We start from the raw sequence: 26,467 nt of genomic DNA, 5'->3' as shown, positions 1-26,467 counted from the left end.
CTCTTGCGAGATGCATAAAAATGAAGTATATTTGCGGGAAAAAGGAGGAAGTCATGTTTGCAAACTTTAATTTTCAACAGATGGTCAGTGCGTTTATCGTGCTTTTTGCTGTGATTGATATTATTGGTTCTATTCCTATTATCATCAATCTGAAGGAGAAGGGAAAAGATGTGAATGCCACGAAAGCGACCGTTATTTCGTTTGCATTAATGATTGGCTTTTTTTATGCCGGTGACTTTATGCTGAAACTGTTCCATGTTGATATTGAGTCCTTTGCCGTGGCGGGAGCATTTGTTATCTTCCTGATGTCTTTGGAGATGATTCTGGATGTGGAAATCTTTAAGAACCAGGGACCGATAAAAGAGGCTACGCTTGTACCTTTGGTATTCCCTCTGCTGGCAGGTGCCGGTGCATTTACTACATTGCTTTCTTTGCGGGCCGAATATGCCAGTATCAATATTGTGATCGCTTTGATCCTGAATATGTTGTGGGTGTATTTCGTTGTCAGTATGACAGGACGTGTGGAACGCTTTTTGGGCAAGGGAGGCATCTATATTATTCGTAAATTCTTTGGTATCATTCTGTTGGCTATTTCTGTCAGATTGTTTACCGCCAATATCACATTATTGATTGCTGCATTACAGAAGTAATAGGTATCCCCATTAATCTGTTGTAGAAACCGGGGTGAAAAACTATTCTTTTTCACACTCTGTGTCTTTTGGGTCCGTTTCGTCGCTATTGATTTCGTCGTTATCGGTTTCATTTGTTTCATTGGCAACCTCCTCCTCTTCCTCTTCATTTGCGAATGGTTCAGGCTTTTGTGGACCATGATTCATAAAAGCAAGGGCACAGATGGTACCGGTGACAGCTCCACTCAGATGTCCCTCCCACGAAGTACCCGATGGCGCGAAATAAGGAAGCATATTCCACACCAGTCCACCATAGAGGAAGGTTACTAAAAGAGAGATCGCGATCAAGGGGACATATTTTCGTAAGAGTCCGCTGAAGAAAAGAAAAAAAGCCAAACCGTAAATAATGCCGCTGGCCCCGATATGCCAACCGGGCTTACCGATAAGGAACGTGATGGTTCCGCATCCTATCCAGATGATAAAAAAAATCAGAGGTGCAATGCTCCTGTAAAAGTAAAAAAGACACCATGAAAGGAAGAATAGAGGTAAAGTGTTGGCCAGTAAATGTTTGAAGCCACTATGTATAAGAGGATGCGCGAAAATACCAAACATCCCTTTTTTTGACAATGGGTATACTCCTAATCTGGTAAAGTCCCAGTCCATGCCCACCTCTAAAACTTTTATTGTATAAAGGATAAAAATTAGGAACATAGGAAGCACCATCGCTATCAGGATTCGTCGAACATCTGACTTCATATTGGCATATTTCTTTAAATTTTATACAATGCTACGAATATTTGCCTTGAAAATAAAAAATAAAGTTCCTTTTTATTTTGTTTTTTACCTTTAATTCGTATTTTTGGGCATCATACTTATATTATATACTATGATAACCGAAATAATTAACCTTTAAATAATGCACAACTATGAGTTATTTACATTTTGACAAGACTCTGATGATAAATCTTGAGGAATCTTTACCAAGGGAGATTCTCCGGACGAATAAATCAGGAGCTTATCATTGTACAACGATTGTAGATTGTAACACACGCAAATATCATGGATTGCTGGTGATTCCCGTACCCAATCTGGACGATGAAAATCATGTGCTGCTGTCTTCTTTGGATGAAACGGTAATTCAACACGGTGCGGAGTTTAACCTGGGATTGCATAAGTATCAAGGAAATCACTTTAGTCCGAATGGACATAAGTATATCCGTGAGTTTGACTGCGAACATATTCCGGCAACAACTTACCGTGTGGGAGGAGTCATACTTCGTAAAGAAAAAATCTTTGTACATCATGAGAATCGGATCCTGATCCGTTACACCTTGGTCGATGCACACTCTGCTACCACTCTTCGCTTCCGCCCGTTCCTCGCTTTCCGTAGTGTACGCGAATATACACACGAGAATTCGCAGGCGAGCCGTGACTATCAATTGGTAGAGAACGGCATTAAAACTTGTATGTATCCCGGATATCCGGAACTATTCATGCAATTGAATAAGAAGAATGAATTCCACTTTGATCCGAATTGGTATAGAGGAATTGAATATCCAAAAGAACAAGAGAGAGGATATGACTTCAATGAAGACCTTTATGTTCCCGGATATTTCGAAGTTGATATAAAGAAAGGAGAGAGTATTATTTTCTCTGCCGGTATTTCAGAAATTTCTCCACGTCGGCTAAAGCAAACTTTTGATGCGGAAGTGGCCGACCGCACGCCGCGTGATAGCTTCTATCACTGCCTGAAGAATTCTGCCCATCAATTCCATAATAAGCAGGAAGATGACCATTATATTCTGGCCGGATACCCCTGGTTTAAATGCCGTGCCCGCGATATGTTCGTGGCTTTGCCGGGATTGACGCTTGCTGTGGACGAGACAGATGAATTTGAAGATGTGATGGAGACAGCCCGTAAAGCGATTGGTAACTATATTAAAGGTGAACCGATTGACTGTAAGATATACGAGATGGATGATCCGGATGTATTGTTGTGGGCTGTATGGGCCTTGCAGCAATATGCAAAGGAGACAAGTCGTGAACAATGTCGTGTCAAATATGGTTCTTTGTTAGAAGAAATCATTGATTTTATTCGTCAGCGTAAACATGATAATCTGTTCCTGCACGAAAACGGGTTGCTTTATGCCAATGGTGCAGATAGGGCGATCACATGGATGAACTCCACGGTTAACGGACGTCCGGTTATTCCACGCACGGGTTATATTGTAGAGATAAATGCTTTGTGGTATAATGCTTTGCGGTTTATTGCCGATTTAGTTCGCGAGGGTGGTAACGGACTGTTGGCCGACTCGCTGGATGCACAGGCTGAAGTAACTGGAAAATCGTTTGTGGAAGTATTTCGCAATGAATATGGTTATCTGTTGGATTATGTAGACGGAAATATGATGGACTGGAGCGTACGTCCCAACATGATATTTACGGTTGCCTTCGATTATTCTCCTCTTGACCGGGTACAGAAAAAACAGGTACTCGATATTGTGACGAAGGAATTACTTACTCCGAAGGGACTCCGAACATTGAGTCCGAAGAGCGGCGGATATAATCCGAATTATGTGGGTCCTCAGATCCAGAGAGACTATGCTTATCATCAAGGTACGGCTTGGCCGTGGTTGATGGGGTTCTACATGGAGGCTTATCTGCGAATCTATAAGATGAGCGGTATCTCGTTTGTAGAACGCCAGTTAATCGGCTTTGAAGACGAGATGACCAGCCATTGCGTTGGTTCACTGCCTGAATTGTTTGATGGAAACCCGCCTTTCAAAGGTAGAGGAGCGGTATCGTTTGCAATGAATGTGGCAGAGATTTTGCGTATCTTGAAGCTGTTGTCTAAATATAATTTATAGGAGGAGGGACGAAGATGAAAGTTTTAATGTTTGGATGGGAGTTCCCCCCGCATATCTTAGGAGGTTTAGGAACTGCCAGCTATGGTTTGACGAAAGGGATGTCTCAACAAGAGGATATGGAGATTACGTTCTGTATTCCCAAACCTTGGGGGGATGAAGACCAAAGTTTCCTGAGAATAATCGGTATGAATAGTACACCGATTGTGTGGAGGAATGTAGATTGGGATTATGTGAAAGGACGTGTCGGTTCGTACATGGATCCCCAGTTATATTTTGACCTGCGCGATCATATTTATGCTGATTTCAATTATCTGAATGCAAACGATCTGGGATGTATTGAGTTTTCTGGGCGTTATCCAGATAACCTGCACGAAGAAATCAATAACTACTCGATTGTGGCAGGAGTAATAGCACGCCAGCAGGAGTTTGAAATCATCCACTCACATGACTGGTTAACTTATCCGGCAGGAATACATGCAAAACAGGTATCGGGTAAACCATTGGTGATTCATGTACATGCTACCGATTTCGACCGTAGTCGTGGCAATGTGAATCCAACTGTATATGCCATCGAAAAAAATGGTATGGATCACGCCGATCACATCATGTGTGTGAGTGAACTGACTCGTCAGACAGTGATTCATAAATACTTTCAAGACCCGAAGAAAGTGTCGACAGTGCACAATGCAGTCTCTCCTTTATCACAAGAGATACAGGATATTGTACCCAATAAGAATCCGAAAGAAAAGGTTGTCACTTTTCTGGGACGTATCACGATGCAGAAAGGACCGGAATATTTTGTGGAGGCAGCTGCAATGGTGTTGAAGCGTACGCGGAATGTACGTTTTGTGATGGCCGGTAGCGGTGATATGATGGATCAGATGATTCGTCTGGCTGCTGAAAGGGGGATTGCGGACCGTTTCCACTTCCCGGGATTTATGAAAGGAAAACAAGTATACGAGGTACTAAAAGCCAGTGATGTATACATTATGCCTTCGGTATCCGAACCTTTTGGTATCTCTCCGTTAGAGGCCATGCAGTGTAGTGTGCCAAGCATCATTTCCAAACAATCCGGTTGTGCCGAGATTCTGGAAAAGTGTATTAAGACCGATTACTGGGACATACATGCTATGGCGGATGCTATCTATTCTATCTGTACCTATCCGGCTATGTACGAGTATCTCCGTGATGAAGGTAAGAAAGAGGTGGATGAAATTAAGTGGGAGAATGTAGGCTACAAAGTTCGCGGCATCTACGACGAGGTTATAAAAAATTATGGAAAACAATAAAACAATATAGATATGAGAACAATCTGTCTTTATTTTGAGATACATCAAATTATTCATCTGAAACGTTACCGCTTCTTCGACATTGGTGCCGATCATTACTATTATGATGATTATGCCAATGAGACAGGTATAAATGAGGTTGCCGAACGTTCTTATATTCCGGCTCTCAATGCATTGATTGAAATGGTGAAGAATTCCGGGGGGGCCTTTAAAGTAGCTCTTTCTATTTCGGGAGTAGCATTGGAACAACTCGAAATTCATGCACCTGCTGTAATTGACTTGTTACATGTATTAAACGATACAGGCTGCTGCGAATTTTTGGCCGAGCCATATTCCCATGGGTTATCATCATTGGTCAATGAAGACTGTTTCCGTGAAGAAGTGATGCGTCAGAGCGACAAGATGAAACAGATGTTTGGTAAAGCACCGAAAGTGTTCCGCAATTCCAGTCTGATCTATTCGGATGAAATAGGAGCTACGGTAGCAAGCATGGGTTTCAAAGGTATGCTGACTGAAGGCGCTAAACACATATTGGGTTGGAAGAGCCCGCATTATGTATACCATTGCAATCAGGCTCCCAGCCTGAAACTGCTGTTGAGAGATTTTAAGTTGTCCGATGATATCAGCCTGCGCTTCTCTAATTCCGATTGGAGCGAGTATCCGTTATTCGCTGATAAATATATTGGTTGGATCGATGCTTTGCCGCAAGAAGAACAAGTTATCAATATCTTTATGGAACTGAAGGCACTGGGGCTGGCTCAGCCGTTATCATCCAATATCTTGGAATTCCTGAAAGCTCTTCCGTATTGTGCAAAAGAAAAAGGAATTACTTTCTCTACCCCATCGGAGATTGTTTCAAAATTGAAATCAGTTTCTCAATTGGACGTACCATATCCGATGTCATGGGTGGATGAAGAAAGAGATACCAGCAGCTGGTTGGGTAATGTCCTGCAGCGTGAAGCTTTCAATAAGTTATATAGTGTGGCCGAGCGTGTACATCTCTGTGATGATCGCCGTATCAAGCAAGATTGGGATTATCTGCAGGCCAGCAATAACTTCCGCTTTATGACTACCAAGAATACCGGTGTAGGGTTGAATCGTGGTATTTATGATTCTCCTTATGATGCGTTTACCAACTATATGAATATTTTGGGTGATTTCATTAAGCGTGTAAATTCTCTCTATCCTGAAGATATTGACAATGAAGAGTTGAATTCATTGTTGACAACGATCAAGAATCAGGGAGAAGAAATTGCCGAGTTGCATAAGGAGGTTGATAAACTGGAAGCAAAGGCAGCAAAAGCTACCAAAGCAAAAGCGGAACCCAAAGCTACTGCTCCTAAAAAGGCAGCAGCAAAGAAACCTGCAACAAAGAAGACAGCTGCAAAGAAAGAAGACTGAATATAGTGCAAGTTTGCTTTAGCGAAAGCTTTTCAAATAGAGAGGGCGGAGGATTTACATTCTCCACCCTCTTTTAGTATAGAAGGGGCATTTGATGATTAGATTTTTGTCTCATCTCAGAATTAATGAAAAGGAAGGGGGCGTATAGAAAACAATCAGGGCGGTGTAAAGGGAAACTATTCACACCGCCCTGATTATATAATGAAAATCTCTTGTTATTATTTACCGTTGAAGTTGGTGTATGTCACTTCTAACTTCAGTTTTGGACCATTCTGGCCACCTTCCAGTTTTACATATCCCGGTTGTAAATCGTGCTGAATACTGATCATGTTCTTGTTGGAAGAACTGTCATACTGTACAAGTACCGGAATGAGTACTACTTTGTTCCAATCCGGGTTTTCAGCTTCCCAAGCAGCTTCATTCCAACTGGCCCCAGCTTTTTTCTTGGCTTCCAGTTTTTCGTTGACACAAGTGTTGATCAGACGAGTCAAATTGGTAAACACATACTGATTGGTTGTAGGTTTACTGTTAATTGTTGCATTGTGTACCGCCAGATAAGAAGTGATATTATCTGTAAGTTTATTCTCCTCAAAGAAACTTTGCCGTTCTTTTTCACGCAATAACAGCACATATGTAGGTGCTTGCATGCTGAATTGCCCATTATCTACTTGGTTATAGTTGTTGAAAGTCAACTTCACTGCATTAATGGTGTCGTTGCTTAATTCCTCATAAATCTTGTTGATGGGCAATGTAGCTTGAGTGAAGATACCCGCCGGAGATTTCAGATAAGTACAATCGGTCTTTTTGGCTATTTCCTCTAACTTAACGGAGTTCGTAAACTTGTTGGCTTGAATAACCTCTTTTGTTGTAGCGAAAGTACGGGTTGTGTAGTACAGAGAATCAGTACCGTCTTTTTTCTTCAGGTTATTTCCTAAACTGTCTTTTTCGTGGCATCTGATTACAACGTTCAGGTTGATTTGATCAACATAAAGAACTGTTCCGTTACCATAATCATTTTTGGCATAAATACCTTTGAACACATTGTTGATAAAAGCTTCCGAACTTTTGAAATATTCAGGATGATTTCTGTTTAATCGATAAATCTTTTTACCTAAATTAGTAATCTCCTCAGACGTCAGACGGACATTGGGATAAAAATTCTCAGTTTTTCTGATGGAATCACTGAGTGATTGATCGACCGCAGTGTAGGCTTTCCGTGCAAGTAAGTTGTTCGGATTATAATATTCCAATGGGTTTATGTCTGTATAATAATTCTGGGTTAAGTTTTTGTCCAGTTCGTACACAGTCATACGGCACGGGCTTATAGAATCGCCAAAATAGCTTTGATAGTACAATATCAATTCAGCAGTGTGGATAGAGTCTCCTGCCATAACACCTTTGGGATTGGTTTCCGGATCGTAAACCGAGGGAAAGGAAATTCCATCCGGACTATTCAATTGTGCGAGGAAACTGGCTTCGTAATCTCCGAACTCCTTATCGGTGAATTTACCGACATAACCTACGCTGGTTTTGGCAAAAACAGGACCTGATAAATCGGAATTTGTAGTCAACTCGTAAGTGGTGTATCTTCCATTGATATTTTGGTCGCTTTCCGGAAGCATTCCCAGTCCGAGAGTACCTGTATTATCATCACACCCGAAGAAAGTCAAGGCAAGCAGTGCTACCCATACATATTTTGCTTTCATGATCGTCGTATCTTGGTTCTTATTATTTTTGTTCAGCTTCCCACACCTGATCGTAGAAGCTGTTGCAAGCGTCTGCAAGAGCGTCGGGAGCTTGATAGTCAAGAACCAATTTACCCGATTGACGGGCATAGTTCATGACTTCTTCATTTACATGTTCGCTATTCTGTACTACTCCGTCTGAGTAATCAACAGCCAATTTGCAAAGTGTAGCGTAATCTACCGGATCTTTCAAAGTAGCCACATCCTTTTTATTAATGCCTTTCAGCATCAGTTTAGTTGCGAAATCAGGGTTGAACGTACCTTTGAAATCATCCTCGTATACGGAGAATACCACTTTCGCATCACGGAACGAAGGTTCGTCTTTATACGCTTTTTTGATATATAAAGGAGCCAGAGCAGTCATCCAGCCGTGACAGTGAATCACATCCGGACACCAACGCAGTTTCTTTACCGTTTCCAACACTCCTCTTGCATAAAAAATAGCCCGGCTGTCGTTATCATCGTATTCTACACCGTTTTCGTCTGCTGTTTGTAGCCGGTTCTGGAAGTAATCATCGTTGTCGATAAAATAAACCTGCATACGTGCTGACTGGATGGAAGCTACTTTGATGATAAGAGGATGGTCGGTGTCATCGATAATCAGGTTCATACCGGAGAGTCGTATCACTTCGTGCAATTGATTTCTGCGTTCGTTGATATTTCCCCATTTGGGCATGAATGTTCTGATTTCTCTGCCTTTTTCCTGGATAGCTTGTGGTAGATGTCTGCCTATATTGGCCATCTCGGATTCTGAAACGTAAGGAGTAATCTCTTGTGTAATAAATAAAACCTTGTTAGCCTTTGTCATAATAACAATCGTTCTCGTAAATATTCTGCAAAGATATAAAAAAAAACGGGCATTAAAGCAAGTTCTCGGGCGGTATAATTCCTTATGAATTGTTAAGTGCTTGTCTTTCAGTTGTAAACCGTCTGGTTGTTAAGGTTCCTACTTCGGTATCTTTTGCATTAATTTACGATATTTCTTCTTTATATGGTAAATTATGGTTTATTTTGCACCGTTTTTCAAACGACTAAGAATCATAAACCAATTAAAATGAAAGTAATACATACGATCAAGGACTTGCAGGCTGAACTGTCGGTTTTGAAAGCCCAGGGTAAAAAGGTAGGTTTGGTACCTACTATGGGTGCTTTGCATGCAGGGCACGCATCTCTTGTAAAACGTAGTGTAAACGAGAATGAAGTAACGGTGGTGAGTGTTTTTGTGAACCCTACCCAGTTTAATGATAAAAATGACCTTGTAAAGTATCCCCGTACGTTGGATGCCGATTGCAAATTACTCGAGGCTTGCGGAGCGACTTATACTTTTGCTCCTTCGGTGGAAGAAATGTATCCGGAACCGGATACTCGCCAATTCAGTTATGCTCCTCTGGATACTGTGATGGAGGGGGCTTTCCGTCCAGGCCACTTTAATGGGGTATGCCAGATCGTAAGTAAACTGTTTGAAGCAGTAAAACCACATCGCGCATATTTTGGTGAAAAAGATTTTCAGCAGTTGGCCATCATCCATGAGATGGTTCGCCAGATGCAGTTCGATCTTGAAATTATAGGCTGTCCCATTGTCCGTGAAGAGGATGGGCTGGCTTTGAGCAGCCGGAATGCGCGACTGTCGGCAGAAGAACGTGAAAATGCATTAAAAATATCTCAGACCTTATTTAAAAGTCGTACCTTTGCAGCCACTCACACAGTGAGCGAAACGCAAAAGTTTGTGGAAGATGCTATTGCTGCTGCACCGGGATTACGCCTGGAATATTTTGAGATAGTAGATGGAAACACTTTGCAGAAGGTTGGGAATTGGGACCAAACATCCTATGCAGTAGGCTGTATTACAGTATTCTGTGGAGATGTCAGACTGATTGATAATATTAAATACAAAGAATCTTAAACTAAAAAAGACGAAGTCCTTATGATGATTGAAGTGTTGAAGTCGAAAATTCATTGTGCCCGTGTTACGGAAGCCAATCTGAATTATATGGGTAGTATCACGATTGATGAGGATTTGCTGGATGCAGCCAATATGATTGCCGGTGAGAAAGTATACATCGCTGATAATAATAACGGTGAGCGTTTTGAGACCTACATTATCAAAGGTGAACGCGGATCAGGTAAAATCTGCTTGAATGGTGCTGCTGCCCGGAAAGTACAACCGGACGACATTGTGATTATTATGTCGTATGCGTTGATGGATTTTGAGGAAGCAAAGACATTTAAACCAACGGTGATTTTTCCGGATCCAATTACAAACAGTGTGGTGAAGTAAGAAACCGTTCAACCGAAGAATATAAAAAATCCCTGCTAATATCAGAATATTAGCAGGGATTTTTTTATTGGGTAGATCCGTGTTGATGTTACTTTCTGCCCAAAGAGTCTATTTGCGGTCGGTAAGCAATTGGTTGTGAGATCACGAACCGTAGATTACTTACCAACGCAGATTTCCGATTCTTTATTTAGAGCTTAACTGTTCGTTCATCGCTGCTGCAGCACGGCGTCCGTCTCCCATGGCAAGGATTACGGTAGCCCCTCCGCGTACAATGTCTCCTCCTGCATAAATGGTAGGGATAGACGATTGCATCTGGTCATTAACGGTAATCGTACCTTTACGTCCCAATTCCAGACCTTTGATAGAGCTGGGAACAATGGGATTGGGTGACACGCCTACGCTGACAATGGCAAGATCGATGTCGATGGTTTCTGTCGCTCCTTGAATGGGCACCGGACTGCGTCGCCCTGAAGCATCCGGTTCACCCAGTTCCATTTTCTGTAAAACCACTTGTTTCACACGTCCTTGCTCATCAGCCAGATATTCGATCGGGTTGTGCAGGGTCAGGAATTCTATCCCTTCTTCTTTAGCATGCTTCACCTCTTCCAGACGTGCCGGCATTTCTTCTTCCGAACGACGGTAGATAATCATGGCACGTTCTGCTCCCAGGCGTTTGGCTGTACGGACAGAGTCCATAGCGGTGTTGCCACCCCCAATTACAGCAACGTTCTTACCGAAAGCTACCGGAGTATCGGAATCGGGACTGGCCGCATCCATTAGGTTTACGCGAGTCAGATATTCATTGGAAGACATAATATTGATAGAATTTTCTCCCGGTATATTCATGAAGTTAGGGAGTCCGGCACCGGAAGCTACAAAAATGCCTTTGAAGCCTTCTTCCTCCAATTGTTCCACACCGATTGTTTTTCCTACGATGCAATCCTTGATGAAAGTAACCCCCATTTTGGCAAGATTCTCTATTTCAACGTCTACAATCTTGTTGGGCAGACGGAATTCAGGAATACCGTATTTAAGTACACCGCCGATTTCGTGCAGCGCTTCGAATACAGTTACATCATATCCGTATTTGGCCATATCCCCGGCAAATGACAGTCCGGCAGGACCTGAACCGATGACAGCTACTTTGATACCGTTCTTCTCACCAATTTCCGGAACAGAGATTTGTCCGCTTTCGCGTTCGTAGTCGGCGGCAAACCGTTCGAGATGACCGATGGCTACAGCTTCTTTACCCATTTTCAAATGGATGCACTTTGACTCACATTGTTTTTCTTGTGGACATACACGGCCACATACGGCAGGCAGGGCACTGGTTTCTTTCAGTGTCTTAGCCGCTTCAAGAATTTCTCCACGTTCGATGTTCTTGATGAAACGGGGAATATCGATACCTACCGGACAACCGGTCATACAACCTGGATTGGCACAATCCAGACAACGTTGTGCTTCTGTGACTGCCTGTTCTTTAGTTAATCCCTGGTTAACTTCCTCTTTGCGGCTGTGTGAACGATACTCCGGATCGAGTTCATTCATTTTGCAGCGTTCGATGTTTGCACGGTCTTTTGCTTTTATTGCTTTACGGAGTTCTTCGCGCCAAGGAGCGGTACGTCCGTTTTCGTCTATGGTTTTAGTTGCTTCACATTCGTCGAGCTTGTGCAGTTCTTCACGTTCAATGGCTTTAAAAGCGCCCATGCGTTTCAACATTTCGTCGAAATCCACCTGATGACCGTCAAACTCCGGACCGTCTACACATACGAATTTGGTTTTTCCTCCGATGGTGATTCGGCAAGCACCACACATTCCGGTACCGTCCACCATAATTGTGTTCAACGATACTTCGGTCGGAATTTCGTATTTTTTCGTCAGCAAACAAACAAATTTCATCATGATAGCCGGGCCGATAGCAAAACATTTGTCCACTTTCTCCCGCTTGATCACTTCCTCTACTCCTTCTGTAACCAGACCTTTGCGGCCATATGATCCGTCATCGGTCATTATGATCACTTCATCCGAACTTTCGCGCATTTCTTTTTCAAGAATAATCAGTTCTTTGCTGCGTCCGGCCAATACAGTGATCACACGGTTGCCGGCTGCTTTAAGCGCTTGTACGATCGGTAGCATCGGAGCAACTCCCACACCTCCTCCGGCACATACAACGGTTCCGAAGTTTTCAATGTGTGTAGCCTGTCCCAGCGGGCCTACTACGTCAGTGATATAGTCTCCTTCGTTTAGTTCGCAAAGGCGGGTAGAAGAGAGTCCTACCTCCTGAACAACCAGTGTGATGGTTCCTGCCTTCGGGTCGGCGGCTGCAATGGTCAGTGGCATACGTTCTCCCTTTTCACCGACACGCACAATCACGAAATGACCAGCCTTGCGTGATTTTGCTATCAACGGAGCTTCAATTACAAGTTTGAATACTTTCTCCGAGAAATGTTCTTTGCTAATGATTTTGTTCATTATCTAATTAATTTGTTGGATTTATTACGTAATTGCTATCAGAATGTTCTTAGTGTGCAAAGATACTGCTAATTTGTAAATAACAAAAGAAAAGCCATCCTTTTGAAGGGATGGCTTTGTCCTCAAGGTGAGTATATTTGTTTATTTTGTTCTGATTTTATACCCCGCCATTCCATAATAGAGGATAAAGAGGAAGCAGGGGAGGCAGATCCAGTAAGCATTTTGTGCTCCTGCTATATCTTTGATATATCCGAACAGGGTAGGAATGACAGCACCGCCGGCCATAGCCATTATCAACAAAGAAGAACCGGCCTTGGTGAATTTGCCTAAGTCTGCCATGGCGAGTGGCCAAAGTGCAGGCCACATCAGTGAACATCCCAATGCTATGAATGCTATGAAGTAGATCGAGATATCAGCCGGAGTCAATACTACCAGGATAGAACCTGCAATGGCAAGAATGGAACAGATTTTCAATGCTGTAGCCTGATTGAGGTATTTAGGTATGAAAATGATGCCGCAGATATATCCGATTACAATTCCGATTGGAGCAATCCAGGCATAAGCTGCTGCGTTTTCCAGATGTAGGCTGTTGGCGTAGTCAACAAGAGTACCCAATGAAACCGTTTCTACACCTACGTAGAGGAAGAGTGCAAGACATCCCAACAGCAGATGCGGGAATTGCCATACAGACGTTTTGCCGGCTGCATACGGACAAGCCTCTGCACCACCTTCGCTGTCGTCTTCGCCGGCTGCTTTTACTTCCGGCAGTGGAGCCATCAGCGAGATGATTCCTAATAAGATGAAGGCGGCGATGATTACATAAAACGGAGTAAATAAGTCTGATACGGTAATGTCGCTGACTTCCTTACCGATCAGGAAGGCCAGGAACAATGGAGGAATCGGCCATGCTAACTTGTTACAGATACCCATGATGCTGATACGTTTGGCGGCACTGTCCAATGGACCGAGGATAGTGATATACGGATTGACAGATGCTTGTAAGAATGCATTTGCCGTACCGCTAACGAAAGATGCTACCAGGAAAAGTGCGAAACTTTCCTGACTGGCAGACGGAATGTACAAACCGAAAGCAATGGCAAACATGGCGAATGAGAGTGCCATGGTACGTTTGTACCCGATAGCTTTGATAGTCATCGAAGCCGGATAACCAAAAATAAGAAAAGGTACGAAAGTAGCTGCGATAATAAGATAAGATTCAGCGGAAGTGATGCCTAAAGAACCTTGTAAAACCGGAATCAGAACGGAGTTAATTCCTAATGCGAATCCGATGGCAAAGAACATGATGCCGATAAATGCTAACGGCAGAGCAAAGTTTTTTTGAGTAGAGCTCATAAAATAGGAGTTTTGAGGTTAGTAAAAATGTGTTTTAAGGTAAAAAAAGAGCAACCCCTGTATCGGAGTTGCTCTTTTATCTTGTTTTGTTTTTAGTCGATAATGTCAAATCCGCAGTAAGGAACCAATGCTTTCGGGATCCGAATGCCCTCCGGGGTCTGATGATTTTCCAGCAGGGCTGCTACGATACGGGGTAACGCCAGCGCTGATCCGTTCAGTGTATGGCAAAGCTCGGTCTTTTTTTCTCCGCTGCGATAACGGCATTTCAACCGGTTAGCCTGGTAAGTATCGAAGTTGGATACGGAGCTGACTTCCAGCCAGCGTTTCTGTGCTTCGGAGTATACTTCGAAATCAAAGCAGAGAGCGGCGGTAAAACTCATATCACCGCCACAAAGACGGAGAATGCGGTAAGGAAGTTCTAACTTCTGGAGCAAACCTTCAACGTGATCCAGCATTTCCTGATGTGACTGGCGGGAGTGCTCAGGCTTATCTATACGTACCAATTCTACTTTAGAAAATTCGTGGAGACGGTTCAGGCCGCGTACATCTTTACCGTAGGAACCGGCTTCACGGCGGAAGCACTGTGTGTAAGCACAGTTTTTAATAGGAAGTTGTTTTTCATCCAGAATCACGTCACGGTAGATGTTGGTTACCGGAACTTCGGCTGTCGGGATCAAATAAAGATCGTCTACTTCGCAGTGGTACATTTGTCCTTCTTTGTCCGGAAGTTGTCCCGTTCCGTAACCGGAAGCTGCATTGACAACCGTTGGGGGCATGATTTCAGTATATCCCGATTTACGTGCTTCATCCAGGAAAAAGTTAATCAGTGCACGCTGCAATTGAGCACCTTTACCTTTGTATACCGGAAAACCTGCACCGGTGATTTTTACACCCAGGTCGAAATCGATCAGGTCGTATTTCTTAGCCAGCTCCCAGTGAGGAAGTGCATCTGTTGGGAGTTGAGTTTCCATGCCTCCCATTTTTTCTACAACATTATCCTCGGCGCCAACACCCTCGGGTACGCTGTCATAAGGAATATTGGGAATAGTATACAGCAGATTCAGCATGTCGTTGGCCGCCTGATCCATGTCAGCCTGTAGTGTTTTGTTGGTCTCCTTTATTTCGGCTACACGGGTTTTCGCAGCTTCGGCTTCTTCCTTTTTTCCTTCTTTCATTAGCTGGCCGATGGTTTTCGAGAGCGAATTTACCTCTGCCAGGTTTTTATCTAATTGGTTTTGTGTATTACGTCTTTTGTCATTCACTTCAATCACTTGGGCAATTGTTTCTTTGGCCCCTTTGAAGTGTTTCTTTTCCAGACCGCGGATTACCGCATCTGTGTTTTCTGTAATTTGTTTAATGGTAAGCATATCTATACTTTATTTATGAACTTTCTTCTTTGAGTTTACAAAGATATATAAAAATAAGATAAGAGGATACGTCTTGTATAAAAAAGAAAAGAGACGCAATCAACCGATTGCATCTCTTTCTTCAATTTCTTACAATTTCCTTTAAACTCCGGAAATTTATGCTTCTGTTGCTTCAGCAGGGATGATAGAAACATATCTTCTGTCTTCTCTACCTACTTTGAAACTTACAGTTCCGTCTACTAAAGCGAAAAGAGTGTGGTCCTTACCCATACCGATGTTTTCACCCGGGTGGAATTCAGTACCTCTTTGACGAACGATGATGTTACCTGCTTTGCAAGCTTCGCCACCAAATATCTTAACGCCTAATCTTTTGCTCTGTGATTCGCGGCCGTTCTTAGAACTACCGACACCTTTCTTATGTGCCATTTCTTCTTACTTTTAAAAATTGATTAAGCTACTACTTCTGTAATTGTTAACTCTGTGAACTGCTGACGGTGACCGTTCAACTTTCTGTGACCTTTTCTTCTTTTCTTGTGGAAAACAAGTACTTTGTCACCTTTAACCAGGCTTGAAACAATCTGGCAAACTACTTTTGCACCGTCTACAGTAGGAGCACCTACAGTAACGTTTCCGTCTTTGTCTACCAAAAGAACTTTGTCAAATTCTACAGTTGCACCATTCTCTGCATTCTGAATGTGGTGAACGAACAATTTCTGGCCAGCTTCAGCTTTAAATTGCTGACCGTTGATTTCTACAATTGCGTACATCTTATATAAATAAATGTAAGTTAGCTCCGTCGGGTGGTCTTTAATCACTTAAAAAACACTTGCTCAAACCCGGTGCGGAATAATCAGGGCACAAAATTACTGCTTTTATTTGTTTCGGACAAGTTTTTCTTTTTCTTTTTTGTTGTGCAGTATGTTATTTTACTCTTTTTCTTCTTTCAGGCAGGGGCAGTTAGAAGGTTGATTACTAAATGGAATATGACTTTATTCATTCTGTCACTTTGATAATCGGAACTCCTCAGAATCGTTTATTTCGGACGGGGACGCTTGCCCGAATGAAAAAACGCATTCTACAGTTTTTCCCTGATGACATATTTCTTTGGATTTTTGATTGATTGTATGCATGAGGAAAGAAAAGATGTCTTGACGGCGGTGAAAGTGTTGCGGATGAGATCGTATCCCGGTTATTCTGTCATTCCAGAAAGCTCTGCCTGCGGGTGCCAACCGGAAGATGGAGTGTTCCTTTCAAGCCGGATTTTGAATAACAATAGGAGATATTGGAGAAAACAATAGGAGATATTTTCAAAACACAAGGACATTTTTGGTAAATGCTTACTTCTTTCCGGGTAAATGCTTACTTCTTTCTGCTAAAATGCCTGCTTCTTTTCGCAAAAAGCCCGGCTCTCCAATCTCGGAAGCCCGGCTCTCTGGCTCCAAAAGCCTTCGTTTGGCTTTCTTCTTCTCTCCGAGCATTGGAAACGGACAAGGACTCTGTTATAAAAAACAGATGTTTGCTTTCTTTTTGCACCGTTATTCGGCGAATGGATGACATCCGGTTGATTGCTCAGAGCGAACAGTCGGCTTTGTCGTCCGGAACGGAAATTAGCTGACCAAGGGAACTGATGATTCTGTCGTAGGGATAAGCCTGAAACTCTTCGGCAGTGGTCATACCGCTGGTAACACCGACAAAAGAAACTCCGGCAGCGGCGGCCGTTCCTGCATCCACTGTACTGTCACCGATGTATAATACTTCTTCGGGGCATGCCTTCAATCGGTCAATGGCAAGTAACAAACCTTCAGGATCGGGTTTATGATGTGTCACATCTTCACCTCCGATAATAATGTCAAACCAATCATCCGGCATGTGATTTTTCAGGAAACTCAGTATCCGGAACCGGTATTTGGTTGAAATGATTCCGATACGGGCCCCTTGTTTTTTCAGGTACGTAAGCGTGGGGAGAGTATCCGGGAAAAGGATGGTGTTTGCATTCATATATACATCTGCCTCTTTTGAATACTCTTGTCTGAATGCTTCCAGTTGACTGGCATCAGTAATTCCTGTAAGGATGCTGAATGATTCTTCAAGCGTTTTCCCAATGGTACGTTTTATGGTATCATCGGTGACACCGGTGTAGTCGTGTCTCTCGAGTACGCTTCTGAAGCAGGTTACGATACCGCGTGAAGAGTCTGCTAACGTATAGTCAAAGTCGAATAAATAAACCGTGTATTTCATTTGCGGAATTTTCGGCAAAGATAGTGATTTTTTTATTTCAATAAAGCTTATTTGCGCACTCTGCCTCCCGATATCCAATGGGTACGGTAATAGGGCTCGTTGAGGCTGCTGACAATTACCCCTTGGCTGGTGCTGGCATGAACAAACTTTCCATCCTTGAGATAGATGCCCACGTGGGCCACTTTTCTGCGCGATTTCCGGCTGCTGAAAAATACCAGATCACCTTCCCGAAGATTCCGCCGGGCAACTTTGCTGCTCTCTTTCTTCTGGCCGTCTGTACTTCGTTGCAGTTTGATGTGATACACCTTTTTATAAATCTGGCAAGTCATTCCCGAGCAGTCAGTACCACGTTTCGTCTCCCCACCTCCCCGGTAAGGGGTACCTATCCACTGGGCCGCCTCCAGATAAAGTTTGTGATTATCTTCCATTCCGATGTCCACACCCAGGCGTACAGAAGCGCGGGCGAGTGCCTTATAATCAAGTCTGGGGACAGAAGTACGGCAAGCACTCAGGCTGACAACCAAAGCAGTAAGGAGCAACAGATTAAAAAGATGTCTCTTCATACGTTTTTATTCTTCTACATTAAAGTAATCTTCCAGTTCTTTTTCAGCCGAATTATTCTCGTTCACAATGTCACGGATGATAATTCCGTGTTCAAGTACTGCGATGCGGGGACAAACATCTACCGTGTGGTTCAGATTATGGCTCGAAATGATGACTGTGGCATTATGTTCTTCATTATACTTTTTCAGCAGGTGCTTGATTACGGATTGCGAACTCGGATCGAGAAAGTTGAATGGTTCATCCAAAATTATCAATTTGGGATAATGCAACATGGCCGATATGATTCCTATTTTTTGCTTATTTCCCGCGGAAAAATTACGGATAAACTTCTTTTGCCCCAGTACTTCTCCGTTCATAAAACGTTCGAAAGCGGTCAAACGTTCATCCACCTCCTCTTTTTTCAGTCCATACATTTTGCCGATGAAATAGAAATACTCCTCCGGAGTCAGGTAGCCGATCAGAAAACCATCATCGATAAATGCACCGGTGAAACTTTTCCAGTCTTCACTTTGATTCACATGGATGTCATTAATAATGACCTCTCCGGAGTCAGCTTTCAGCAAATCCAGCATTAAACGGAATAAAGTTGTTTTTCCGGCTCCATTGTTACCTACCAGGCCAATCATTTCTCCTTGATTGATTGTGTAGCTATCGATATCGATAGCTGTTTGGGTACCGAAATTTTTTCGGAGGTTATGTATGGTAATCATATTCTTTTTTGTTTGATAAATATTGAATCGTTATTTACTATCTCTGAATCCTTCCATATTTTCGTAGCGGCGTTGCATGAAACGGACATATACATTGTTTATCCACATAGGGGAGGTCAGGGTGAAGCCTAATCCGATGATTAATATAACAATGTAGGCCCATGTTTGTCCCAGCAGCATGGGGAGCGTACCATAGAGTGTGGTTGGTACGATGAAAACTCCAAGACTGATTAGCATCTGCATTCCGCTATTCGTGCTTTGTTTGCCTGTGATGCTTTCATTGAGTGGTACGGTTTTATGGTTGTATACCGCCAGTTGGAACAAGATGCAATAGACGGGACCTGTTGTCAGAAAGATTAGTGCGACAGCACCCAGCAGGCTGGCTTTTCCCATCACAAAAGCCGGTATCAGCAGGATCAGCGGAATGATTTCCGCCAAGCTATAGATATAATATTTGGCTGTCAACAGGCTTTTGATAGATTCTTTGCGAGTCATCAGTCCGTCGATATAGTTTCCTTCAAATCCCATAAGTTGTATCAGAATCACCATACCGAATCCAAGGAAAGAGTATACCAGGACAAAACTCTTCATGTGGTCATACGTACTGCTGAAACTCAGTATGATGGAGAAGATGATTACGAGCATTGCTACCGATCGGAGTGAGGCCTTACAGCGTTTGTTTCGTAGGAGCATTTTCAACTCCAGGCGCATGTATTCGCCCACTTCTCCGTAACGTTCCAGGAAACGGTATTCGGATACGGTTTTTACTTTTGTGTCTTCTACTTTATTGATTTCGTTGTATATTAAACCGGTCATCACTTTACGGTTGATACACCATATCAGAACAGTGGCTGCCAATGTACCCAGGTAAGCAAGTAGATTTCCTTCGATATAACCTTCTCCCAAGTTCATGAAAAAGTCACTTATAAATTCCGTTTTGGGAATAAAAATAGCGATGGCAATTCCACTGTAGACAACGATGGGAAGTAACACCCACCAAATATGTTCGTTAATCAGCGTACGGCAAAGCAGATACCAATATCCGTTGAAAACCATCAGTAACCAAATGCCGATGCTGTAAGTGAGAACTCCTGATATTCCATAAAAAGGAAAGACTGTGAGTGCTGCGAACGGCACGAACAGGAACAGCCAGATAAGATTGAAAGAGCTGAGCCCGTGGCGGAGAAGCAGAAAGTCGAGTATACGGCTTCGTTTTACCGGAAGTAGCAGGTAAGGTTTTACTTCTTGTGTAGGAGTTTTTTGGAAGGGGAAACGTATTACAAAGTCCAGGGCAAGCGCAAATATCAGTCCACTGTTCAAAATATGATAGGCTTCCATATTGGGAACTTCTGTGCTGATGGCTTTTGCCAGACCGATGCCAATAAATATAAAGTAAGCACCCCAGAAAATAAAGGAGGCATACATGATGTATTTGCCGATTTTATTCTTTTCGTACATCGGATGCCGTTTGGCAGCAAGTTTGCCGTGTCGACGCAATTCGTTGAATAGCATAGTTCGTTATAGTTTAAGGAGGGGGGAGAGCAAAACCACCACAGATTACACCGGTTTTCATTGTCTGAGTTTCATTCTCGGATTTTGAATGACTGTGATTCTAATCTGTGAAATCTGTGGTGGAAAAGATTTTTTGATGCTCTTTGCTTTTAGGATTGATTATTTATTTTCCGCACTGACCATTGTCACTTCCACCTCGTTCTTTTGTTTGAACAGGTCGTCTGCGAATTTCCGGATATCATTTACCGTAATGCTGTTGACTATCTTTTCGTAGTCATTCACACGGTTAACGCCGGTATACAGGTATTCGTCGATACTTCCCAACCAGTAGCTATTCTCTTTCAGGTCCTCGGTATGCTTTTTCAGCATGTACTCTTTCACCTTATTCAAGTTGGTTTCTGACGGACCGGTTTTCGCTATGTTGGTTATCTCGTCAAAGATGATTTTCATCAATTTCTCTTTTTTATCGGGGGCTGTATCGAAGATAATCTGCAAAAATATTTTTTCTTTGGGATATTTTTGTAACCTTCCACCTACGTATACTCCATAGGTACCTCCCTCGTCTTCACGTACTTTTTCTGTGTAAACCAGATCGAGTATCTGGCTTGTCATGCCGAGCAGAAGGTTGTTTCTCAGATCATATTTGCAGTCTCCGCTATAAAACACGAATACCGAAGCTTTGGGCGTTTCCTGTTTCTTGGTGAATTCGTTCTTGTAAACACCCTGACGCACTTCTATTTTGTTATCTTTGAAAGTCTCCTGACGATTGATGGCAGGGAGTGCACCCAGGTATTCTGCGATGACCGGTTTCATCTTTTCTACATCTACATTGCCGACAAAGATGAATGTGAAGTCGCTTGCATCTTTAAAACGATCCTGATACATAGACAGAATCTTATTGTAATCCATCTGATCCACCATATCGGCTTTTATGCGTTTGGCTCTCGGATGATTCATATAAACACCGGCCTGAATGGAGTCGTTGAATGCCACATTCGGGTTCAGTTCCTGATTTTTTAACGCTGCTTTACTACGACTTTTATAAGATGCAAATGCATCGTTGTCTCTGCGCGGGGCGGTGAATGTGAGGTAAGTGAGCTGCATCATCGTTTCAAAATCCTTGGGAGAGCAACTTCCTGAAACGTTTTCGGTCGTGAGTGAGATGTTGTAATTGACCGATGCTTTTTTTCCGGCAAGCACTTTCTCAAGATCTACCGCACTGAAGTTACCTAAGCCACCAGCGCCGACAGCATCCAGACCGCTTATATTAATGATTTCCGAATCGGGGAATAAAGAACTGCCTCCCAGACTGACACCTTTCATACGGATTTCGTCTGCTTTGAAATCGGTCTTTTTTATAATTACCTTTACCCCGTTAGATAGAGTCAGAGTAGTTGTTCCAAAGATGTCATCTTTCGTTTCGGAAACAATTTTCCCCCCTTTCGGAGCTTCGGCCATCAAAGGTTCATCTGATACCTTGTCTACATAAGCAGTCAGTTTCTCCGCTTTTGTATCTTTCAGCAGTTTGTTTATGGTCGCTTCGGAAGGCAGTTTCAGACCTTCTTTTTCAGGAGCGAAAAGAGCTACTACCTGATTATTGTCCGTAATAAGCCCTTTCATCAATTGGTTGATTGCTGCCACCGGAATATTCGGAGCTATCTGATTGATAAAAGTATATTCGTTTTCAATACCCGGTATTGGTTCGTTATCAAGGAAATGACGGACATATTCGTTTACATATTTATTATTTTTCTGCTTATCCCGTTCGTTGTAGGCCGATTCCAATTGGCGTAGGTATTCCGCACGGGCACGGTTGTATTCCGTTTCGGTAAAGCCGAACTGACGGGCACGTTCTATTTCGCGCAACAAGGTAGCGATGCCGTTATCAATACTGTCTTCTTTGCATACTACAACTCCGAGAAAGGCATCCTTGGTTTTGGCTACGAAAAAGTTGCCGTCTTGCGTTCCGGCATAGATATAGGGCGGATTGGCCGTTTGTGCCAATTCATTTAAACGTGCGTTCAGCATACTGCTGATCAGATCCTTGGCATACTGCTGTATCAGGTAGTCCACATTGCCTTTCTGATTGTCAGGAATTGCTTCGTGCTTATTGAAAAGAAGAACTTGTACATGAGGTTGTTCCTTATCTTTCAGGATACAGATGATCGGTTCTTTATTATCGGCAACCGGATAATAGATGCGTTCGGCGGCATTCGGCTGTGCCGGAATATCGGTGAACATTGTTTTGATCTTGGCTTCTACGGCATCTACGTCGATATCACCGACAATGACGATTCCCTGTAGGTCCGGACGGTACCACTTTTCATAGTAGTCTCTCAGTGTTTGTGGTTTGAAGTTCATCACTACGTCCATGGTGCCAATGGGGAAACTGTTGGCATATTTGTCGCCCGGATACATCATCGGTAGAAGTTTCTCTTGCATACGCATCATGGCACTCATACGGGTACGCCATTCCTCATTGATAACACCCCGTTCTTTATCAATTTCCTTCGGATCGAGGGTCAGGTCATTGCTCCAGTCATGGAGGATCAGTAAACAAGAATCTACTGCTCCGGGAGTGTTGACCGGTACATTGGAGATATTGTAAACCGTTTCGTCAATAGAAGTGTATGCATTCAGGTTTTCCCCGAATTTAACACCGATACGCTCCAGATATTGCTTCAAGGCATCACCCGGGAAGTGGGTTGTCCCATTGAAACACATGTGTTCCAGAAAATGTGCTAATCCGCGTTGATTTTCTTCTTCTTGAATAGAACCCACTTTCTGGGCAATGTAAAAGTCAGCTCGGTTGGCGGGCAGATTGTTCTTACGGATGTAGTAGGTCAGACCATTGTTCAACTTTCCAATACGTACATTCTTGTCAATAGGGATAGGCGGCATTTGCTGTGCAAAGGCCTGCTGGAAGTTGCAGCATAAAATGACTGCAACGAAAAGTAAACCACGGAATAAATGTTTCATTGCTATACTGTTTTTGAATTCTATCTACCGCAGCATACACTGATCACACTCTCGTTTTTGATGTTTTTATATACAAGATTCTGTGCTTTCAGTGCGTTCTGTGGTGAATAATCTTGTTTCTGTTTTTTCTATCAGTCGCATTGCCGGGAAGTAAATCACATAATCGCTTCTCTAATTTTCACCAGTTTAGTCAATAATCCTTCCAATAGGTCAAGCTTCAGCATATTGGCACCGTCACTTTTGGCTACTGTGGGATTTTCGTGCGTTTCAATGAAAAGTCCGTCGACACCGACAGCGATACCGGCTTTGGCCACCGTCTCAATCAATTGCGGCATTCCTCCCGTTACTCCATTTGTCTGATTAGGTTGTTGCAATGAGTGGGTTACATCCAGAATGACCGGATAACCAAAAGATTGCATTTCCGGTATACCCCTGTAATCAATCACCAAGTCCTGATAACCAAATGTTGTTCCACGTTCAGTCAGCATCACGTTCTTGTTTCCGGCTTCTATCACTTTGTCGGCTGCAAATTGCATGGCGAGTGGGGAGAGAAACTGTCCTTTTTTGATGTTAATCGTTTTTCCGGTTTTAGCTGCCGCCACCAGCAAGTCCGTCTGTCGGCACAAGAAGGCCGGGATTTGCAGAATATCTACATAACTGGCCGCCATGGCCGCTTCGTCGGCAGCGTGAATATCTGTTACGGTAGGTATTCCGAAGGTTTTGTGCACTTTTTCGAGAACCTTTAATGCCTTTTCATCACCAATTCCCATGAATGAATCCATGCGTGAGCGGTTAGCTTTGCGATATGAACCTTTGAATACATAAGGAATTCCCAGTTTATCGGTGATGTTTACTATTCTTTCGGCAATTCGCATGGTCATCTCTTCACCTTCGATAACACATGGTCCGGCCAATAGGAAGAAGTTTCCCGTCTTATTGTTTTTCAGTTGTTCTATCATAACATTTATATTTTATCAATTGGGTATAATCAATGTGGTTGCTTCCGGAATAATTCCTATTTCGATGGGAAAATGACGTGGCAGGAGACGTCCGTCAAGGTCGACTGCGGCATTTTGTGCACGCAATACCTTTACTTTCCGGGTGCGATAAGACTTCACGACTTTATGATTCAGGATACGTCCCTGGATAAGCATCCAAAGTCCGGATATTATTTGCAGGAACTCAGGACGGTAGATGACTGATACATCTAACCAGCCATTATAAGGAACAGCGCTTGGAGTTTGTCCGTATCCGGTAGCGCTTCCTACACAGACTGTCATGATCCGGCCGCGTATATGTTCGTCGTTAATCTTGAGATGTGAGCGATATAGCTTACGTTCGAATATCAACAGGAAAAGAGCTGCCAGGTAGGAGAGGAACTTTACGCCCCAGAAACGTTTGGTTTGATCGGTGATTTTTACGATACGTGCCCCTAACCCTATGTTAACGGCATTCAGGAAATAACGTCGCCGGTGCTTCTCGCCATCGTAAAAATTGCAGTAACCTACATCTATTTTCTTTCGGCGGTTGTTAATGATCCAGTCCACTGCCTGCTTATATTCCAGGTTCAGTTCCCAATATCTGGCAAAGTCGTTTCCAATTCCGTTAGGGATGATACCAATGGCTATTTCGTCTTTTTTTTCTGCATTCGAGCTCATAATGCCGTTGATGGCGTCATTAAGTGCACCGTCTCCCCCCACAACTACGATGGTTCGGTAACCATTGTTGGCCAAAATTCCGGCAAGTCGTTCTACTGAACCGAAACCTTCGGACTGCACATAGTCGTATGACACTCCTTTAGAGTCCATGTACTCTTTAATTTCTTTCCATCGTTTCTGCACTTTTCGTGTGCCTGCTTTGGGATTGTAGATTACACCCCATTTTCCAGGTTCTACGCTCATGGATTTTACATTTATTATTTCGTACTTTTAATTCAATCTCTCTGTCAGCGAACCGGTTTCTTGCTTAAACGGTAGATCATTCGTTTATTAACAACGGACTTACCGTACTTTAACCGTCTGACATTGGTTATTTATTAGCTTTTCCCTCGTCCTTTAGCTCGTCCCGCATACGCGGGACGAGTTGATGAACAAAGCAAAGGCTGTTAAGAACTTCGCCAAAGTTACTAAAACTCTTTGAGTTTCTGCTTTACAAAGTTAATCTTTTCCTCCATCGGAAGTGAAGCATTTACCCAATGAATGGTAAAGTCCCTTCGTTCCATTCCCCTAAACCAGGTCATTTGCCGTTTGGCAAACTGATGAATGGCAGTTTCCAAGCCCGTGAACATTTCCTTATACGTCATTTTCCCAATAACATGTAGAGTCAGGTATTTGTATTCCAACCCATAATAAATCAGGTCATCCGGATGGATTCCTTGTGCCAATAAGCGGCGTACCTCTTCTATCATGCCGTCATCCAGCCTTTGCTTCAGCCGGCGGGTGATTTTTTCCCGTCGTAACTCCCGGTTGATGTCCACTCCGATAATCAGGCTGTTCAGTTGTGGAAACTCTCTTTCTTCTATCGGCGTCTTTACGTAATATTCTTCAATTTCGATGGCGCGGATTGCCCGTTTAACGGTATCTACATCTGTCGAGTTATGAAGTGTCTTATACTGGCTTAATATGCCGGTCAGTTCTTCCAATGATTTTTCCGCCAGACGTGTGCGCAATTCTTGATTTTCGGGGACGGGAATCAGGCGATATCCTTTCAGTACCGATTCCAGATACAGTCCCGTACCTCCACATAGAACGGGAAGGCGCCCTTTTTGTTTAATAGTCTCGTAAGCTGTCAGGAAATCACGTTGATACTCAAAAACATTGTATTTATAACCCGGGTCGGCAATATCGATCAAGTGATAGGGAATTTGCTGCCCGTTGATGGTGTAATCTTCCAGATCTTTGCCTGTTCCGAGGTCCATTCCCCGGTAAATCTGGCGTGAATCGGCACTGATGATTTCAGTATCTAAGTCTGCAGCTAATGCGGCAGCAAAAGGGGTTTTACCTGAAGCGGTGGGGCCAAGTATGGCAATCAGATCATAGTCCGGCATGGTCATAACTTTATTAA

At 43.1% G+C, this 26,467-nt stretch carries 22 protein-coding genes; 6 read left to right on the top strand and 16 right to left on the bottom strand.

Annotation, left to right across the window (positions count from 1 at the left end):
* Nucleotides 1–53 precede the first annotated feature (53 nt).
* Entirely contained in the window at nt 54–650 is a 597-nt protein-coding gene (locus tag KO473_RS14080; RefSeq protein ID WP_005775732.1) for a MarC family protein, read from the top strand.
* Nucleotides 651–692: 42 nt separating this feature from the next.
* Here the strand turns inward: KO473_RS14080 and KO473_RS14075 are convergent, their stop codons facing one another.
* Nucleotides 693–1,385: a rhomboid family intramembrane serine protease gene (locus tag KO473_RS14075; RefSeq protein ID WP_122130476.1), complete on the bottom strand. Its 693-nt coding sequence runs from the start codon at nt 1,383–1,385 to the stop codon at nt 693–695.
* Nucleotides 1,386–1,555: 170 nt separating this feature from the next.
* Between KO473_RS14075 and KO473_RS14070 the strand changes: the two genes are divergently transcribed.
* From KO473_RS14070 to KO473_RS14060, 3 genes are read left to right on the top strand one after another with little or no spacing between them, the layout of a single operon-like run.
* Nucleotides 1,556–3,496 carry a glycogen debranching enzyme N-terminal domain-containing protein gene (locus tag KO473_RS14070; RefSeq protein WP_005810067.1) on the top strand — a complete coding sequence of 647 codons (1,941 nt, stop codon included), beginning with the start codon at nt 1,556–1,558 and terminating at the stop codon, nt 3,494–3,496.
* A gap of 14 nt (nt 3,497–3,510) precedes the next feature.
* On the top strand, nt 3,511–4,785 hold the full coding sequence (locus KO473_RS14065; protein WP_005775735.1) for a glycosyltransferase family 4 protein: 1,275 nt from the start codon (nt 3,511–3,513) through the stop codon (nt 4,783–4,785).
* 12 nt (nt 4,786–4,797) lie between these two features.
* Nucleotides 4,798–6,186 carry a glycoside hydrolase family 57 protein gene (locus KO473_RS14060; RefSeq protein WP_032531797.1) on the top strand — a complete coding sequence of 463 codons (1,389 nt, stop codon included), beginning with the start codon at nt 4,798–4,800 and terminating at the stop codon, nt 6,184–6,186.
* A gap of 218 nt (nt 6,187–6,404) precedes the next feature.
* Here the strand turns inward: KO473_RS14060 and KO473_RS14055 are convergent, their stop codons facing one another.
* Together KO473_RS14055 and KO473_RS14050 are read right to left on the bottom strand one after the other, a co-directional pair.
* Nucleotides 6,405–7,892, bottom strand: a complete 1,488-nt coding sequence (locus tag KO473_RS14055; protein WP_032531798.1) for a DUF4270 domain-containing protein — start codon at nt 7,890–7,892, stop codon at nt 6,405–6,407.
* A 22-nt stretch (nt 7,893–7,914) separates the two neighbouring features.
* The gene (locus KO473_RS14050; protein WP_005775739.1) at nt 7,915–8,739 is read right to left on the bottom strand and encodes a glycogen/starch synthase; all 825 of its coding nucleotides are present in this window, start codon (nt 8,737–8,739) and stop codon (nt 7,915–7,917) included.
* A 246-nt stretch (nt 8,740–8,985) separates the two neighbouring features.
* Here KO473_RS14050 and panC point away from each other — a divergent pair, with 246 nt between their 5' ends.
* Together panC and panD are read left to right on the top strand one after the other, a co-directional pair.
* Nucleotides 8,986–9,834, top strand: a complete 849-nt coding sequence (gene panC / locus KO473_RS14045; protein ID WP_005810057.1) for a pantoate--beta-alanine ligase — start codon at nt 8,986–8,988, stop codon at nt 9,832–9,834.
* Between the two features lie 21 nt (nt 9,835–9,855).
* The gene (gene panD / locus KO473_RS14040) at nt 9,856–10,209 is read left to right on the top strand and encodes an aspartate 1-decarboxylase (protein ID WP_122130475.1); all 354 of its coding nucleotides are present in this window, start codon (nt 9,856–9,858) and stop codon (nt 10,207–10,209) included.
* A 183-nt stretch (nt 10,210–10,392) separates the two neighbouring features.
* On the opposite strand, the gene KO473_RS14035 is transcribed toward panD, so the two are convergent.
* The 13 genes from KO473_RS14035 to miaA all read right to left on the bottom strand — a co-directional run bounded on the left by KO473_RS14035 (nt 10,393) and on the right by miaA (nt 26,450).
* On the bottom strand, nt 10,393–12,681 hold the full coding sequence (locus KO473_RS14035; protein ID WP_022012386.1) for a bifunctional dihydroorotate dehydrogenase B NAD binding subunit/NADPH-dependent glutamate synthase: 2,289 nt from the start codon (nt 12,679–12,681) through the stop codon (nt 10,393–10,395).
* A gap of 141 nt (nt 12,682–12,822) precedes the next feature.
* Nucleotides 12,823–14,034 (bottom strand): glucose/galactose MFS transporter, encoded by a 1,212-nt coding sequence (gluP, locus tag KO473_RS14030; protein ID WP_005775743.1) that lies wholly within the window; start codon nt 14,032–14,034, stop codon nt 12,823–12,825.
* Nucleotides 14,035–14,126: 92 nt separating this feature from the next.
* The gene (gene serS / locus KO473_RS14025) at nt 14,127–15,401 is read right to left on the bottom strand and encodes a serine--tRNA ligase (RefSeq protein WP_005775744.1); all 1,275 of its coding nucleotides are present in this window, start codon (nt 15,399–15,401) and stop codon (nt 14,127–14,129) included.
* 156 nt (nt 15,402–15,557) lie between these two features.
* Nucleotides 15,558–15,827 (bottom strand): 50S ribosomal protein L27, encoded by a 270-nt coding sequence (rpmA, locus tag KO473_RS14020; RefSeq protein ID WP_005775747.1) that lies wholly within the window; start codon nt 15,825–15,827, stop codon nt 15,558–15,560.
* Between the two features lie 23 nt (nt 15,828–15,850).
* On the bottom strand, nt 15,851–16,168 hold the full coding sequence (rplU, locus tag KO473_RS14015) for a 50S ribosomal protein L21 (RefSeq protein ID WP_005775748.1): 318 nt from the start codon (nt 16,166–16,168) through the stop codon (nt 15,851–15,853).
* A gap of 802 nt (nt 16,169–16,970) precedes the next feature.
* Nucleotides 16,971–17,639 (bottom strand): HAD family hydrolase, encoded by a 669-nt coding sequence (locus KO473_RS14010; RefSeq protein ID WP_122130474.1) that lies wholly within the window; start codon nt 17,637–17,639, stop codon nt 16,971–16,973.
* 47 nt (nt 17,640–17,686) lie between these two features.
* Nucleotides 17,687–18,202 carry a C40 family peptidase gene (locus KO473_RS14005; RefSeq protein WP_005810046.1) on the bottom strand — a complete coding sequence of 172 codons (516 nt, stop codon included), beginning with the start codon at nt 18,200–18,202 and terminating at the stop codon, nt 17,687–17,689.
* A 6-nt stretch (nt 18,203–18,208) separates the two neighbouring features.
* The gene (locus tag KO473_RS14000) at nt 18,209–18,913 is read right to left on the bottom strand and encodes an ABC transporter ATP-binding protein (RefSeq protein WP_005818635.1); all 705 of its coding nucleotides are present in this window, start codon (nt 18,911–18,913) and stop codon (nt 18,209–18,211) included.
* A gap of 30 nt (nt 18,914–18,943) precedes the next feature.
* Nucleotides 18,944–20,425, bottom strand: a complete 1,482-nt coding sequence (locus KO473_RS13995) for a DUF5687 family protein (protein WP_005818637.1) — start codon at nt 20,423–20,425, stop codon at nt 18,944–18,946.
* 159 nt (nt 20,426–20,584) lie between these two features.
* Nucleotides 20,585–23,404, bottom strand: coding sequence for a pitrilysin family protein (locus tag KO473_RS13990; RefSeq protein WP_005818638.1), 2,820 nt, complete (start codon nt 23,402–23,404; stop codon nt 20,585–20,587).
* Between the two features lie 155 nt (nt 23,405–23,559).
* Entirely contained in the window at nt 23,560–24,363 is an 804-nt protein-coding gene (gene kdsA, locus KO473_RS13985; protein ID WP_005818640.1) for a 3-deoxy-8-phosphooctulonate synthase, read from the bottom strand.
* Between the two features lie 15 nt (nt 24,364–24,378).
* Entirely contained in the window at nt 24,379–25,305 is a 927-nt protein-coding gene (locus tag KO473_RS13980; RefSeq protein ID WP_005810037.1) for a diacylglycerol kinase family protein, read from the bottom strand.
* Nucleotides 25,306–25,529: 224 nt separating this feature from the next.
* Entirely contained in the window at nt 25,530–26,450 is a 921-nt protein-coding gene (miaA, locus tag KO473_RS13975) for a tRNA (adenosine(37)-N6)-dimethylallyltransferase MiaA (RefSeq protein ID WP_181996040.1), read from the bottom strand.
* Nucleotides 26,451–26,467: the final 17 nt, after the last annotated feature.

This window comes from Bacteroides sp. HF-4919 (assembly GCF_018860125.1).
This window is presented reverse-complemented; position numbering and strand designations above follow the sequence as displayed.